We start from the raw sequence: 13,204 nt of genomic DNA, 5'->3' as shown, positions 1-13,204 counted from the left end.
CCGATATTCGGATCCGTCACCCCATGACCGGGGTGACGGCGTTTTGCATCAGGAAGAGGCGAGCCAGCTATTGAAACGCTCGCTCAGTTCGGCGGAATGGTCGGCCCAGAATTCCGGGTCGTCCAGGACGGCGTTTTCAAGGTTCTCGGGCGAGGTGGGCATATGCGGCGCCATCTCGGTCTTGCCGTCCTTGTACATGCCGACCAGCTCGGCCGAGGATTTGCGCGCCGGACCATAGCTGATGTATTGCGCCTGATCGGCCAGCCGCTGCGTGTCGGTGGCGAACTTCAGGTATTCCATCGCGGCTTCGGGGTTCGGGGCATCGACCGGGATCACGAACATGTCCAGATCCATGTACTGGCCGTCCCAGATGACTTCGAAGGGCTGGTTTTCACCGACCATCGCGTCAAAGATGCGACCGTTATAGGCGGTGGTCATGCTGACCTCGCCGTCGGCCAGCAGCTGCACGGGCTGGGCGCCGGCTTCCCACCAGACGACCTCGTCCTTGATGGTGTCCAGCTTGTCGAAGGCACGCTGGACGCCTTCGTCGGTGCCCAGTTCGTCATAGACGTCGGCGGCTGCGACACCATCGGCGATCAGCGCCAGATACAGTGTGCGCTTGGGGTTCTTGGGCAGGCCGCGCTTGCCGGGGAAGGTCTCGGTGTCGAAGAAATCCACGGCCGAGGTCGGCGGGTTGTCCGTGAACTTGGTGGTGTTATAGGAGATGACCGTGCCCCAGACGATGTTCGCCACGGCGCAGTCCAGCAGCGCACCATCGACGAAATCATCGGCAGCGGCGGTGCCATCGGGGGCTGCGGGCAGCATGGCCGGGTCGATCTCGATCAGGGCGCCCTCGTCGCACAGGCGGATGGCGTCTGACACTTCGACGTCGAAGACATCGCCGGTGACGTTATTGGCCTCGACCTGCGCGCGCAGGGGCGTGGCGGGGTTGTCGGCGGCGATCATGTTGACCTTGATGCCGGTCTCTTCGGCGAAGGGCTTGTTGTATGCCTCGACCTGGCTGGCCTCATAGGCGCCGCCCCAGGATACGACGTTCACTTCCTGCGCGGTGGCGCCGAATGCGATGCCGGCCAGTGCGGTGGACATGATAAGCGTGGTTTTCACGGTAAGCTCCCTTGTGGATTTATGCCGGACTTTCTGTCCGTTTTCTTTGCCCCGTCGGGGCGTGGCGGTCTGGCAAAGCCTTGCCGGACCGCAATTCGCGGCTGTGGCGCCGGATCAGATGGGATCCAGCGCGCGGGCATCTTCGGGATGCCAGCCGATGCGGACGGATTGACCGGCCTGCAGATGAGTCTGGCCGATGGTGTTGCGCATCTTCATGACGAAACTGTCCGACCCCGCGACCCGCAGACGCGCGCGCAGGATATCGCCCATATAGATCACCTCGATGACCTGAGCCTCGATGGTATGGGCGCCGGGGGGCATCATCTCGGGCTTGAACTCGACCCGTTCGGGCCGGATCGAGACCGTCGTGCGCTGCCCCTTTTCGCGGATGTTGACGGCGGTCGCGTCGATCAGACCGCCATCGTCCAGCCGCACCAGGGCCTTTTCACCGTCCAGCTGTTCGATCGTGCCGGGCAGTGCGTTGTTTTCACCGATGAAGCCCGCGACAAAGCTGTTCTGCGGGCGTTCGTACAGCTCTGCAGGGGGCGCCAGCTGCTGGATCCGCCCGTCGTTGAAGACGGCCACGCGGTCCGACATGGTCAGCGCCTCGCCCTGGTCATGGGTGACATAGACCACGGTGATGCCCAGCTGTTCGTGAAGGTGCTTGATCTCGAACTGCATGTGTTCGCGCAGCTGCTTGTCCAGCGCGCCAAGCGGTTCGTCCATCAGGACCAGCTGCGGATCGAAGACCAGTGCACGCGCCAAGGCGATCCGTTGCTGCTGACCGCCCGACAGTTGCGCCGGACGGCGGTTGATGAAACTGCCCATCTGCACCATGTCCAGCGCCCGCTTGACGCGGGTCTCGCGTTCATCGCGCGACATGCCGCGCACTTCCAGCGGGAAGGACAGGTTTTCGCCCACCGTCATATGGGGGAACAGGGCATAGTTCTGGAACACCATGCCGATGCCGCGCTTGTGGGGCGGCACCTGATTGATCGGTCTGCCGTCCAGGCGGATCTCTCCGTGGGTGGCGGTTTCGAAACCGGCCAGCATCATCAGGCAGGTGGTCTTGCCCGAGCCTGACGGCCCCAGCATGGTCACAAACTCGCCCTTGCCGATCGAAAGATTCAGGTCTTTGACGACAAGTGTCTGTCCGTCATAGCTTTTTTGCACATGCTCGAATGCGACGAAAGCCTCGCCGTGTCGGTCGTCCAGCAAAAGGCGCTCTCCCTGTTGTCGGTTTCTTGTTCAGCGCTGATGCAGGTTAAGCGGGCATCCGCCAATCATGCAACATGAATTGTATGCCTACATGCCGACGTGAAAGCGCGCCCGACAGGCCAATCGGACCTGGGGCGCGCTCAATTCTTGTGGTGATCGGGGGTCCGGCGGCGTTGCCTGAAATTCAGTCAGGACGCCGACGAAGCGTGCAGATCAGTCGGGACGCTTGGGACCCTTGCGGTGGGGTTTGCCACCAGCGGGCTTTTCAAAACGCGGCTTGCCCTTGGCGGCCCATGCGGGCTTGCCGGCGGCACCGGGCTTGCGCGGACCCGCACCATCGGCCGAGGATTTCTTCTTCCACGCCTTCACCGCGGGCTTGGGGCCTTCGGTGCGCGGGTCGGCCAGACCTGCGTCATCGGGGATCCAGCCGCCCTTGGCCGCCTTGACGCGGTCCTGATGCGAGCCTTCTTCCTTACGGCGGGGTGCAGGCTTGGCGCGTGCAGGACGATCCTCGCGCGGGCCTTCGTACCGGGGCGCACGGGGGGCGCGTTCGATCGGCGCGTCCAGATCCGGGGCGCCTTCCATGCGGCGCATGCTCACCTCGGGGGTGATTTCCATGAAATCGCCGAAACGATCCGCCACTTCCTGTGCGATCTGCACATAGCTCAGGTCCTGCTTGACGCGGATGGCGCCGATGCTGTCACGGGTGATCCCGCCCGCATCGCAGATCTTGGGCAACAGCCAGCGGGCTTCGGCGCGACCCGAATGACCGACCGACATGGTGAACCAGACCGAGGGGCCGAATTCACGCTGCACGCGGGGGGCCATGGGTGCGGGCGGGGCCTGCGTCTCCATCAGTTCCTCGGCGGCGGGGCGACCTTCGCGCCACATGCGCAGGAAAGCCACGGCCACCTGTTCGGCACCGAATTTTTCCAGCAACTGTGCGGCCAGCGGCGCATCCTCGCCCGGCGCGTCGCGCAGGGCTTCGTGGTCCAGCATGCGCTGGTCGTCACGTTCGCGAACCTCGTCAGCCGAAGGCGCCTTGGCCCATTCGGCCACGACCTTGGCGTTCTGCATCAGACGCTGTGCGCGCTTGTAGTCGGACGACGGCACGATCAGCGCCGAAACACCCTTGGAACCGGCACGGCCCGTCCGGCCCGAACGGTGCAGCAGGGTTTCGGGGTTGGTCGGCAGATCGGCGTGGATCACCAGTTCCAGACCCGGAAGGTCGATCCCGCGTGCGGCAACGTCGGTTGCGACACAGACGCGGGCGCGTCCGTCACGCAGCGCCTGCAGCGCGTGGGTGCGTTCCTGCTGGCTCAGTTCACCCGACAGGGCGACGCATTTGAAGCCGCGGTTCGACATGCGCGCCAACAGGTGGTTCACGTTCGCACGGGTCTTGCAGAACACGATCGAGGTCTGCGCCTCGTGCATGCGCAGCAGGTTGAAGATCGCCGGTTCGCGGTCGCGTGCCGTCACGCTGTAGGCGCGATAGGCGATGTCGCCGTGCTGGCGGGCTTCGCCAAGGGCGGCAATCCGCAGCGCGCTGCGCTGGAAGTCGCGGGCCAGCTTTTCGATGGCAGGCGGCACGGTGGCCGAGAACATCAGCGTGCGACGTTCTTCGGGCGCAGCGGCCAGAATATATTCAAGGTCGTCGCGGAAGCCCAGATCCAGCATCTCGTCGGCTTCGTCCAGAACGGCGGCGCGAAGCGAGGTCAGATCGAGGCTGCCGCGGTCGATATGGTCGCGCAGACGGCCCGGCGTGCCGACGACGATCTGTGCGCCCTGCTGCAGGTTGCGGCGTTCGGTGCGGTAATCCATGCCACCGACGCAGGTCGCGATGCGGGCATTGGTCCCGGCATACAGCCATTCCAGTTCGCGTGCGACTTGCAGTGCCAGTTCGCGGGTCGGCGCGATCGCCAATGCCAGCGGACGGTCGCCTTCCAGCGTCTGGCCGTCCAGCAGCAGATCTGCGCCGATCGCCAGACCGAAGGCCACGGTCTTGCCCGAGCCGGTCTGCGCCGAAACCAGCAGGTCGCGCCCCTGAGCGTCATCGGCCACGACGGAGGATTGCACGGTTGTCAGGCTGTCATAGCCCTTGGAAGCCAGCGCCGCCTGAAGCGGTGCGGGGAAGTTCAATTCGGTCATTTGATTCGCCAAATGGGGGGTGTCATTCACCCGATGAGCGGCACCCCGTCGCTGCGACCGGCCCACCCTGCACCCGCCGCCCCGGACATGCGGAGCCAAAGAGGGGTTCCTATGATACGTGGCGCGCAAAGTCCACCGATGATCTCAACTGTTTTTACCCTCGGCTTTTCCTTGACTTGCCCCCGTCGCGCGGCCCTGATGCCGCGACCCCCGAACACAGGTTCCCCGATGCCCCCGACAGCCCATCCCCCGATCAAGGATGCCGCCGCCACATGGGCGCGGATCGCCGCGCTCAGCTTCGGCGGACCCGCAGGCCAGATCGCCGTCATGCACCGCATCCTGGTCGAGGAACGCCGCTGGATCGACGAGGATCGCTTCCTGCACGCGCTGAACTTCTGCATGCTGTTGCCCGGCCCCGAGGCGCAGCAGCTGGCCACATACATCGGCTGGTTGATGCATGGCGTACGCGGCGCGCTGATCGCAGGGGTGCTGTTCATCCTGCCCGGCGTGGCGGCGATCATGGCGCTCAGCCTGATCTATGTCACGCTTGGCGACGTCGGCATTGTGGCGGGGATCTTCTTCGGGCTGAAGGCGGCGGTGCTGGCGATCGTGGTGCAGGCGGTGATCCGCCTTGCAGGACGGGCGCTGAAGGGACCGGCGCTGCGCCTCATTGCGGGGGCGGCCTTCGTCGCGCTTTTTGCGCTGGATGCGCCCTTTCCGCTGGTCATCGCCATGGCGGCACTGGCAGGTGCGCTGATGGGTGGCAGCATGCCACCCGCCGATGCCCGCCCCCTGCCCGCGCAGGATGCAGGCGCCGCCCGCCGCGCGGCGGGTTGGGCGCTGGTGCTGTGGCTGGCGCCCGTGGCAGCGCTGGTCATGCTGCCCCCCGGCAGCGTCTTTACCGACATCGCCACCTTCTTTTCGCGCCTCGCGGTCCTGTCCTTCGGAGGCGCCTATGCCGTCCTTGCCTGGGTCGGGCAAGAGGCCGTGGGCCGCTATGGCTGGCTTGAACCAACCCAGATGCTGGACGGGCTGGGCATGGCCGAAACCACCCCGGGTCCGCTGATCATGGTGCTGCAATTCGTGGGGTTCATGGCGGCGCATGGCGCAGGTCACGCCCATCCGCTGCTGGCCGCCGTGCTGGGCGGGCTGCTGGCGACATGGGTGACCTTCGCGCCCTGCTTCGCCTTCATCTTCATCGGCGCGCCTTTCATGGAGGGGATGCGCCGCAGCGCCCGCCTGTCCGCCGCCCTGCGTGCCGTCACCGCCGCGGTCGTGGGCGTCATCCTGAACCTTGCCCTCTGGTTCGCCATCCACCTGATCTGGTCGCAGACCATCCCGTGGCAGGCAGGTCCGATCCGGGTGGATGCGCCGGTCATGGCCTCGCTGGACCCGGTGGCGGCCCTGCTGTGCGCGGCCACCCTGTTCGTGGCCCTGCGCCTGCGTCCTGGCATGGCGACCCTGTTGGGCGGGGCCGCGCTGGCGGGGATCGCGCTGCAGATGGCGGGTCTGACCTGATCCCCCTTGCGGGCGATCCCGCACCCCGCTAGCCTTCAGATGCAAACCGTTGGGGTGCCCCGTCACCGGGGCTGAGAGGCGACAGCCAACCCATCGAACCTGATCCGGGTCATACCGGCGGAGGGAACGGTGCAGATGATCGCGGGCCCGCCCCGCCCTTTGTTCCCCCTTGCGCCGTCATGTCCCCCGACCGCACAAGGAGGCCATCTTGACCGCCATCGCCCTGACCATCGCCGGTTCCGATTCCGGCGGAGGCGCCGGCATCCAGGCCGACCTCAAGACCTTTTCGGCACTTGGTGTCTATGGCGCCAGCGTCGTCACCGCCCTGACCGCTCAGAACACCCGCACCGTCAGCATGGTCGCCCCCACAAGCGCCGCGATGATCACCGCCCAGATGGACGCGGTCTTCGACGATCTGGACATCCGCGCCGTCAAACTGGGCATGCTGGGGGGCGTCGATGCCATCCGCGCCGTCGCGGAGGGGCTGCGGGGGTGCGACCTGCCCATCGTGCTGGACCCGGTGATGGTGGCGAAATCGGGCGATGCCTTGCTGGATGACAGCGCCATCGGCGCATTGCGTGACATGCTGCTGCCCCGCGCGACCCTGCTGACCCCCAACCTGCCCGAGGCCGCACGCCTGACCGGCACCCCCACCGCCCGAACCCGTGATCAGCGTCTGGATCAGGCGCAGGCGCTGATGGGCATGGGCGCACAGGCGGTGCTGATGAAAGGTGGACATGCAGAGGGGGCCGAATGCCTCGACCTGCTGATGACGCCGGGCGGGGTGGTCGAATTGACCGCCCCGCGTCACCCGACGCGCAACACCCATGGCACCGGCTGCACCCTCTCGGCGGCAATCGCGGCGGGCATGGCGCAGGGGCTGCCGCTGCCCGATGCTGTCGCCATGGCGCATCGCTATCTGCAAGGTGCCATCAGGGCGGCGGATATGCTGTCGGTCGGTCATGGGCACGGGCCGGTGCATCACTTTCACTCGGTCTGGTCCCATGCGTGACATCACCATCATCGGCGCGGGCGTCGCTGGATTGTTCGCAGCCTTTCAGCTGTCGCAACAGGGCTGGCACCCGCGCATCATCGACCGGAACGGCCCCCCCGGTCCGCACGGCTGTTCGTGGTGGGCGGGCGGCATGCTGGCCCCGATCTGCGAAGGCGTCACTGCTGATCCCGTGATCGCCCGCCTTGGCGCGCAGGCCGCCGATGACTGGGCGCAGGTCACGACCGTCACCCGCCGCGGCACGCTGGTCGTCGCGCTGGACCGCGACCGGGCCGAGCTGTCACGCTTTGCCCGCCGCGCGCCGGGCCACGTTGCGCTGGACGGCGCGGCGTTGAGGGGCCTGGAACCCGATCTGGCCAATCACCGCCATGCCCTGCATATCCCGCCCGAGGCGCATCTGAACCCCCGCCAAGCCCTTGCCGATGTGGTCGCCATCCTGCAGGCGCGCGATGTCGCAATTGAAACCGCCGACGCAGAGCCGCAGGACATGGCAGGCCCGGTGATCGACGCCCGCGGCATGGCCGCCCCCCTGCCCGATCTGCGCGGCGTCCGGGGCGAGATGATCGTCCTGCACGCCCCCGACATCACTCTGACGCGGCCCGTGCGGCTGCTGCATCCACGCCATTCGCTGTATGTTGTGCCGCGCGGCGGTGGCATCTTCATGCTAGGCGCGACCCAGATCGAGAGCGACGCCCGTCGCGCCGTCACCGCCCGCGCCCTGCTGGAAATGCTCTCGGCCGCCTATGCGCTGGATGCCCGCTTTGCCGAGGCCAGCGTTCTGGAAACCGGCACCGACCTGCGCCCGGCCTTCCCCGACAATATCCCGCGCGTGACGGTGCGGGGCCGCGTGCTGCATCTGAACGGCCTGTTCCGTCACGGCTATCTGATGGCCCCCGCCCTTGCCCGACAGGCCGCCGATTACCTGACCCATCAAACCCGTGGAGAGTTGATCCATGAAGATTGAGCTGAACGGCACCCCCCGCCAGATCACCGCCTGCAATGTCGCCGATGCGCTGGTCGAATTGGGCTGGGCCGATGCCCGCGTCGCCACCGCCCTGAACGGTGACTTCCTGCCCAGTGCCGCCCGTGCCGACAAGCCGTTGCAGGATGGCGACCGGCTGGAGGTTCTGGCCCCCATGCAGGGAGGATGACCCATGCGTGATTTCTATGGCGTGATGCTGGACAGCCCGCTGATGCTGGGGACGGCGCAATACCCCTCGCCTGCGGTGATGCAGCAGGCCTTTGCTGCATCGGGGGCCAGCGTGGCGACGGTATCGCTGCGGCGCGAAAGCGGTCAGGGGCAGGCCTTCGGGCAGATGGTGCGCGATCTGGGCATCCATATCCTGCCCAACACCGCAGGTTGCCATAACGCGCGCGAGGCGATCACCACCGCCCGCATGGCGCGCGAGATCTTCGAAACCAACTGGATCAAGCTGGAGGTGATCGGCCATGCCGACACCCTGCAACCCGATCCCTTCGGCCTGCTTGAGGCCGCCGAGACGCTGGCCGCTGAAGGCTTCGACGTCTTTCCCTATACGACCGAGGATCAGGTGCTGGCCCAACGCCTGATCGACGCGGGCTGTCGCGTCCTGATGCCTTGGGGTGCGCCCATCGGGTCGGGCATGGGCCTTAACAACCGATACGGACTGCGGACCCTGCGCGCAGCCTTCCCCGACATTCCGATGGTGATCGATGCCGGGATCGGCATGCCCAGCCACGCCGCCGACGCGCTGGAGATGGGCTTCGACGCCGTCCTGCTGAACAGCGCCGTCGCGCAGGCGGGCGATCCGGTGGCGATGGCGCGGGCCTTCGGGCTGGCCGTGCAGGCGGGTGCCATGGCCGCGGGGGCCGACCCGATGGGAATGCGCGACATGGGGGCACCCTCGACCCCACTGATCGGAAAGGCATGGCTGTGATGTTACCGCGTTTCTACCCGATCTTCGACGATGTCAGCTGGCTGGAGCGCGCCCTGCCGCTTGGGGTCAAGCTGGTGCAGCTGCGCATCAAGGATGCTTCGTCTGCCGATCTGCGCGCTCAGATCAAGCGCGGGCTGGCGCTGGCCCGTCAGCATGGCGCGACGCTGGTCGTCAACGACCACTGGCAGATCGCCATCGACGAGGGCGCAGATTGGCTGCATCTGGGGCAGGAGGATCTGGACGAGGCCGACCTGCCCGCCATCCGCCGCGCGGGGCTGCACTTGGGGCTGTCCACGCATGACCATGCCGAACTGGACCGCGCATTGGCCTGCACCCCCGATTATATCGCGTTGGGTCCGGTCTATCCGACGATCCTGAAAAAGATGAAATGGCATCAGCAGGGTCTGGACCGCGTCACCGAATGGAAGCGCCTGATCAGCCCCATCCCCCTGGTCGCCATCGGCGGGTTCAGCGTGGATCGCGCCAAAGGAGCCTTCGACGCGGGCGCGGATGTCGTTGCGGCCGTCACCGACATTACGCTGAACGCGGACCCTGAAACCCGCATCCGCGAATGGCTGACGCTGTGACCCGCTATGCCCGCCAGATGATCCTGCCGCAGATCGGTCCTTCGGGTCAGGACCGGCTGTCACGGGCGCATGTGCTGATCGTCGGCGCGGGTGGGTTGGGCGTGCCTGCGCTGCAATATCTGGTCGGCGCGGGCGTCGGGCGGATCACTCTGATCGACGGCGATGTGATCGAGGAAACCAATCTGCACCGCCAGCCGATCTATCCAATAGCCAGCATTGGCCAACCCAAGGCCACGGCTGCCGCGCAGATCATGACCGCAATGAACCCCGACGTGCATATCGACGCCCGCCCAGAATGGCTGGACCCTGCCAGCACGCCTGCGCTGGTCGCGGGGGCAGATGTCGTGCTGGATTGCGCCGACAGCTTTGCGGTCAGCCTGACGCTGTCGGATGCCTGTCTTGCGGCGCATGTCCCGCTGATTGCGGGGTCAGCATTGGCGACGTCGGGCTATGTCGCGGGATGCTGCGGCGGCGCGCCCAGCCTGCGTGCGATTTTTCCCGACCTGCCCACAGGTGGCGGGACCTGTGCTACCAACGGGGTGATGGGGCCGGTGGTGGGGATGATCGGCGCATTGCAGGCGCAGATAGCGATGGCGGTGCTGCTGAACCTGCCCGACAGCCCCTTGGGGCGGCTGATCAGCTTTGATGCCGCGACGTGGCGCATGGGCGGGTTCCGCTTTGACCGCGCGCCCGAGCCGGACGATCCGCTGCCCTTCATCGGACGCACGCAGATCACGGAACAAGACCTGCTGATCGATCTGCGGACCGAGGCGCCCCCCTTTCACCCCGCTGCCCGCCATGTTCCGCCCGAAGACATCGGCCAGCTGTCCCCGCCCGACGACCGCCGGGTGGTCTTGGCCTGCAAAACCGGACTGCGGGCACATCACGCGGGTCAGGCGTTGCGGGATGCATGGGCAGGCAAGATCGCCCTGCTGGCCCTGCCCGAGGCATGAAAAAAGGGCCGCCCCATCGGGACGGCCCTTCGTCTCAATGCACCGATCTTACCAAGAGGTCAGAACGGCACCTTCGTATTTTTCATCGATGTAGGTCTTGATTTCGTCGCTGTGATAGGCCTCGACCAGCGTCTTGACCCAAGGTTCGTCCTGACGGCCCTGCTGCACCACGATGATGTTCACATAGGGGCTCTCGGCCTTTTCCATCGCGATGCTGTCATTGCGCGGGGACAGACCGGCAGCCAGCGCATAGTTGGTGTTGATGATCGCGATGTCGGCATCGGCCAGCGCACGGGGCAGCTGGGCGGCATCCAGTTCAAGGAAGCGCAGGTTCTTGGGGTTGTCTTGAACATCCAGCGGGCTGGGGACCAGACCCGTGCCCTCGGCCAGCGTGATCACGCCCAGATCCTGCAGCAGCAGCAGCGCGCGGCCACCATTGGTCGGATCGTTCGGGATGGCGACCTGTGCGCCGTCTTCCAGATCGTTGACCGAAGCCAGCGTGTCGGAATAGATGCCCATTGGGGTGGTGATCGTCGTGGCGACCTCGGTCAGGTCGAAGCCGCGATCCTTCATCTGGTTTTCCAGATAGGGGCGGTGCTGGAAGCTGTTGGCATCCAGATCGCCGTCGGCCAGTGCGGTGTTCGGCACGACGTAATCAGAAAACTCGATGACGTCGATGTTCAGGCCCATAGGCTCGGCGACCTTGGCGACCTCTTCCATGATCTCGGCGTGTTCACCCGGGGACACACCGACCTTGATGTCTTCGGCCATGGCGGCGGTACCAAGTGCAAGGGCGGAAACGAATGTGGTCAAACGCAGCATTGTGGCGTTCCTTTCTTGTCTGTTCGGAAAATCAGTGGCCGCGATTGCGGGCGGCGCGGCGGTTGACGCGGGCGGCGATCCATTCGCCAAGCGACTGGACCAACTGCACCAGCACGATCAGGATGACGACAACAGCCAGCATCACCTCGGGCATGAAGCGCTGGTACCCATAGCGGATGCCCAAATCGCCAAGCCCTTGTCCGCCCACAGCACCGACCATGGCGGAATAGCCGATCAGGCTGACGGCGGCCAAGGTCAGGCCAAGAGTGATGCCGGGCAGTGCCTCGGGGATCAGGACCTTGCGGATGATCTGCATCGGCGTGGCACCCATGGCGCGCGCAGCCTCGATCAGGCCTGCCTCGACCTCGCGGATGGCGTTTTCGACAAGGCGCGCGATGAAGGGCACCGCGGCCAGCGTCAGCGGCACGATGGCAGCATTCGTGCCGATCGAGGTCCCGACGATCATCCGTGTGAACGGAATGATGGCCACGACCAGAATGATGAAGGGCACGGAACGCGCGGCGTTGACCACCAACCCCAGCACCTTGTTGACCCAAGGCGCCGACAGCAATTCACCGCGCTGCGAGGTCGCCAAAAACACGCCCAAAGGCAACCCGCCAAGCGTGCCCAGCAGCGCCGAGATGGCGACCATATACAAGGTCTGCAGGGTGGATTCCCACAGGATCGGGATCAGGTTAGCGGACATATCCCAGCACCTCCGTCGTCAGGCCGTGGCGTTCAAGAAAGGCGCGGGCCTCGGGGGCGCGCGGGGCGTCGATCGACAAAAGCAGGTTGCCGAAGGGATGGGGACCGATTTCCTCAATGGCACCGGCAAGGATGTTGGCTGCGATGCCCAGCTCGGTCGCCAGCATGGCTAGCATCGGGTCGGTGGCATGCTGTCCGGCGAATGTCACGCGGATCACCTCTTGTGAGGGGCCGTCGGGGCGGTCCAGCGTCATGCGGGCGGCCACGAAGGCCGGCAGGTTCGCACCGGTGACGCCCGACAGGAACGACCGCGTCGTACCGTGGTTCGGCTTGGCAAAGACATCATAGGTCGGGCCGGATTCGACGATGCGGCCACCCTCGATGACGGCCATATGGCTGGCGATGTCGCGCAGCACGGCCATTTCATGGGTGATCAGCAGGATCGTCAGACCCAGATCGCGGTTGATCTGGGACAGCAACTCCAGCACGGTCTGGGTGGTTTCGGGGTCCAGCGCACTGGTCGCCTCGTCCGACAGCAGGACCTTGGGGCTGGTGGCCAACGCGCGGGCGATGCCGACCCGCTGTTTCTGCCCGCCCGAGAGTTCCGCCGGATAGCGATCACGCAGCGCCGACAGGCCGACCTGATCGACCAGCTGATCGACCCGCGCCTTGATCTGACCCGAAGGCGTGCCCGCGATCTCCAGCGGCAGGGCGACGTTGCCCCAGACCGTCCGTGATGCCAGCAGGTTGAAGTGCTGGAAGATCATCCCGACGTCGCGGCGGATGGCACGCAGGTCACTGCCGCGCGCGCCGCCGACATCGCGACCGGCCACCTGAACACTGCCCTCGGTCGGGCGTTCAAGTCCGTTCACCATGCGCAGCAGGGTCGATTTCCCCGCGCCGGACCGGCCGATGATGCCCGTAACGCTGCCCGTCGGAACCGTCAGCGAGACGTCCTGCAGCGCCATGACCCGGTCGCCGCCCGATTTCGGAAAGGATTTGCCGAGCCTGTCAAAGATGATCGCCGCATTGTCTGGTGGCGTGCCGCTCATGTTGTCCTGCTTATCCTCGGTGCAAAGGGCGACGGGATGCCTGAAAGCGCGACCATGTGCAAGCGTGCCGGGGGTCGGTGTTTTCCAGCCATCAGAACGCAACCCGGTGATCGGACGTTCCACGCCGAACGGTCCGCGGTGGCAAGGC

Annotated in this window: 13 protein-coding genes and 1 riboswitch; of the genes, 7 read left to right on the top strand and 6 right to left on the bottom strand. The window is 65.9% G+C overall.

Going from position 1 to position 13,204, the window contains the following annotated elements; translation table 11 throughout:
• Positions 1–48: 48 nt before the first annotated feature.
• The 3 genes from SJY40_RS04825 to SJY40_RS04815 form a co-directional block, all read right to left on the bottom strand.
• Positions 49–1,125, bottom strand: a complete 1,077-nt coding sequence (locus tag SJY40_RS04825) for an ABC transporter substrate-binding protein (RefSeq protein WP_378943368.1) — start codon at positions 1,123–1,125, stop codon at positions 49–51.
• Positions 1,126–1,239: 114 nt separating this feature from the next.
• Positions 1,240–2,343 carry an ABC transporter ATP-binding protein gene (locus SJY40_RS04820; RefSeq protein ID WP_378943366.1) on the bottom strand — a complete coding sequence of 368 codons (1,104 nt, stop codon included), beginning with the start codon at positions 2,341–2,343 and terminating at the stop codon, positions 1,240–1,242.
• 213 nt (positions 2,344–2,556) lie between these two features.
• Positions 2,557–4,491 (bottom strand): DEAD/DEAH box helicase, encoded by a 1,935-nt coding sequence (locus tag SJY40_RS04815; protein WP_378943364.1) that lies wholly within the window; start codon positions 4,489–4,491, stop codon positions 2,557–2,559.
• Positions 4,492–4,719: 228 nt separating this feature from the next.
• On the opposite strand from SJY40_RS04815, the gene chrA reads away from it, so the two are divergent.
• From chrA to SJY40_RS04780, 7 genes are all read left to right on the top strand, one after another.
• Positions 4,720–6,009 (top strand): chromate efflux transporter, encoded by a 1,290-nt coding sequence (gene chrA, locus SJY40_RS04810; protein WP_378943362.1) that lies wholly within the window; start codon positions 4,720–4,722, stop codon positions 6,007–6,009.
• Positions 6,010–6,049: 40 nt separating this feature from the next.
• A riboswitch (TPP riboswitch) is annotated at positions 6,050–6,152 on the top strand.
• A 65-nt stretch (positions 6,153–6,217) separates the two neighbouring features.
• Positions 6,218–7,021 carry a bifunctional hydroxymethylpyrimidine kinase/phosphomethylpyrimidine kinase gene (gene thiD / locus SJY40_RS04805; protein ID WP_378943360.1) on the top strand — a complete coding sequence of 268 codons (804 nt, stop codon included), beginning with the start codon at positions 6,218–6,220 and terminating at the stop codon, positions 7,019–7,021.
• Complete coding sequence (locus SJY40_RS04800) at positions 7,014–7,985, top strand: FAD-dependent oxidoreductase (protein WP_378943358.1); 972 nt, start codon at positions 7,014–7,016, stop codon at positions 7,983–7,985. Before thiD ends, SJY40_RS04800 begins: the two co-directional genes overlap by 8 nt.
• Entirely contained in the window at positions 7,975–8,172 is a 198-nt protein-coding gene (gene thiS, locus SJY40_RS04795; protein ID WP_378943356.1) for a sulfur carrier protein ThiS, read from the top strand. The genes SJY40_RS04800 and thiS overlap by 11 nt, the downstream gene beginning before the upstream one ends.
• A 3-nt stretch (positions 8,173–8,175) precedes the next feature.
• Positions 8,176–8,937 (top strand): thiazole synthase, encoded by a 762-nt coding sequence (locus tag SJY40_RS04790; RefSeq protein WP_378943354.1) that lies wholly within the window; start codon positions 8,176–8,178, stop codon positions 8,935–8,937.
• A complete protein-coding gene (locus SJY40_RS04785) occupies positions 8,934–9,524 on the top strand; it encodes a thiamine phosphate synthase (protein ID WP_378948282.1) in 591 nt (196 codons plus the stop codon). Before SJY40_RS04790 ends, SJY40_RS04785 begins: the two co-directional genes overlap by 4 nt.
• Complete coding sequence (locus SJY40_RS04780) at positions 9,509–10,477, top strand: ThiF family adenylyltransferase (protein WP_378943352.1); 969 nt, start codon at positions 9,509–9,511, stop codon at positions 10,475–10,477. The genes SJY40_RS04785 and SJY40_RS04780 overlap by 16 nt, the downstream gene beginning before the upstream one ends.
• 48 nt (positions 10,478–10,525) lie before the next feature.
• Here the strand turns inward: SJY40_RS04780 and SJY40_RS04775 are convergent, their stop codons facing one another.
• Genes SJY40_RS04775 through SJY40_RS04765 form a run of 3 tightly spaced genes read right to left on the bottom strand, consistent with a single transcriptional unit; the run spans position 10,526 to position 13,056 of the window.
• A complete protein-coding gene (locus tag SJY40_RS04775) occupies positions 10,526–11,299 on the bottom strand; it encodes a MetQ/NlpA family ABC transporter substrate-binding protein (RefSeq protein WP_378943350.1) in 774 nt (257 codons plus the stop codon).
• Between the two features lie 31 nt (positions 11,300–11,330).
• On the bottom strand, positions 11,331–12,005 hold the full coding sequence (locus tag SJY40_RS04770) for a methionine ABC transporter permease (protein ID WP_378943348.1): 675 nt from the start codon (positions 12,003–12,005) through the stop codon (positions 11,331–11,333).
• Complete coding sequence (locus SJY40_RS04765; protein WP_378943346.1) at positions 11,995–13,056, bottom strand: methionine ABC transporter ATP-binding protein; 1,062 nt, start codon at positions 13,054–13,056, stop codon at positions 11,995–11,997. The genes SJY40_RS04770 and SJY40_RS04765 overlap by 11 nt, the downstream gene beginning before the upstream one ends.
• Positions 13,057–13,204 lie beyond the last annotated feature (148 nt).

The sequence above is a fragment of the Paracoccus sp. R86501 genome (genome assembly GCF_042466435.1).
GTDB lineage: Bacteria > Pseudomonadota > Alphaproteobacteria > Rhodobacterales > Rhodobacteraceae > Paracoccus.
Note: the sequence above shows the minus strand (reverse complement) of the source record. Positions and strands in the feature narration are given on the sequence as shown.

Coding starts and splice junctions, on each gene's coding strand:
- SJY40_RS04770 (WP_378943348.1), bottom strand. CDS start 12,005: ATGTCCGCTAACCTGATCCCGATCCTGTGGGAATCCACCCTGCAGACC.
- SJY40_RS04815 (WP_378943364.1), bottom strand. CDS start 4,491: ATGACCGAATTGAACTTCCCCGCACCGCTTCAGGCGGCGCTGGCTTCC.
- SJY40_RS04765 (WP_378943346.1), bottom strand. CDS start 13,056: ATGAGCGGCACGCCACCAGACAATGCGGCGATCATCTTTGACAGGCTC.
- thiS (WP_378943356.1), top strand. CDS start 7,975: ATGAAGATTGAGCTGAACGGCACCCCCCGCCAGATCACCGCCTGCAAT.
- SJY40_RS04790 (WP_378943354.1), top strand. CDS start 8,176: ATGCGTGATTTCTATGGCGTGATGCTGGACAGCCCGCTGATGCTGGGG.
- chrA (WP_378943362.1), top strand. CDS start 4,720: ATGCCCCCGACAGCCCATCCCCCGATCAAGGATGCCGCCGCCACATGG.
- SJY40_RS04775 (WP_378943350.1), bottom strand. CDS start 11,299: ATGCTGCGTTTGACCACATTCGTTTCCGCCCTTGCACTTGGTACCGCC.
- SJY40_RS04780 (WP_378943352.1), top strand. CDS start 9,509: ATGGCTGACGCTGTGACCCGCTATGCCCGCCAGATGATCCTGCCGCAG.
- SJY40_RS04800 (WP_378943358.1), top strand. CDS start 7,014: ATGCGTGACATCACCATCATCGGCGCGGGCGTCGCTGGATTGTTCGCA.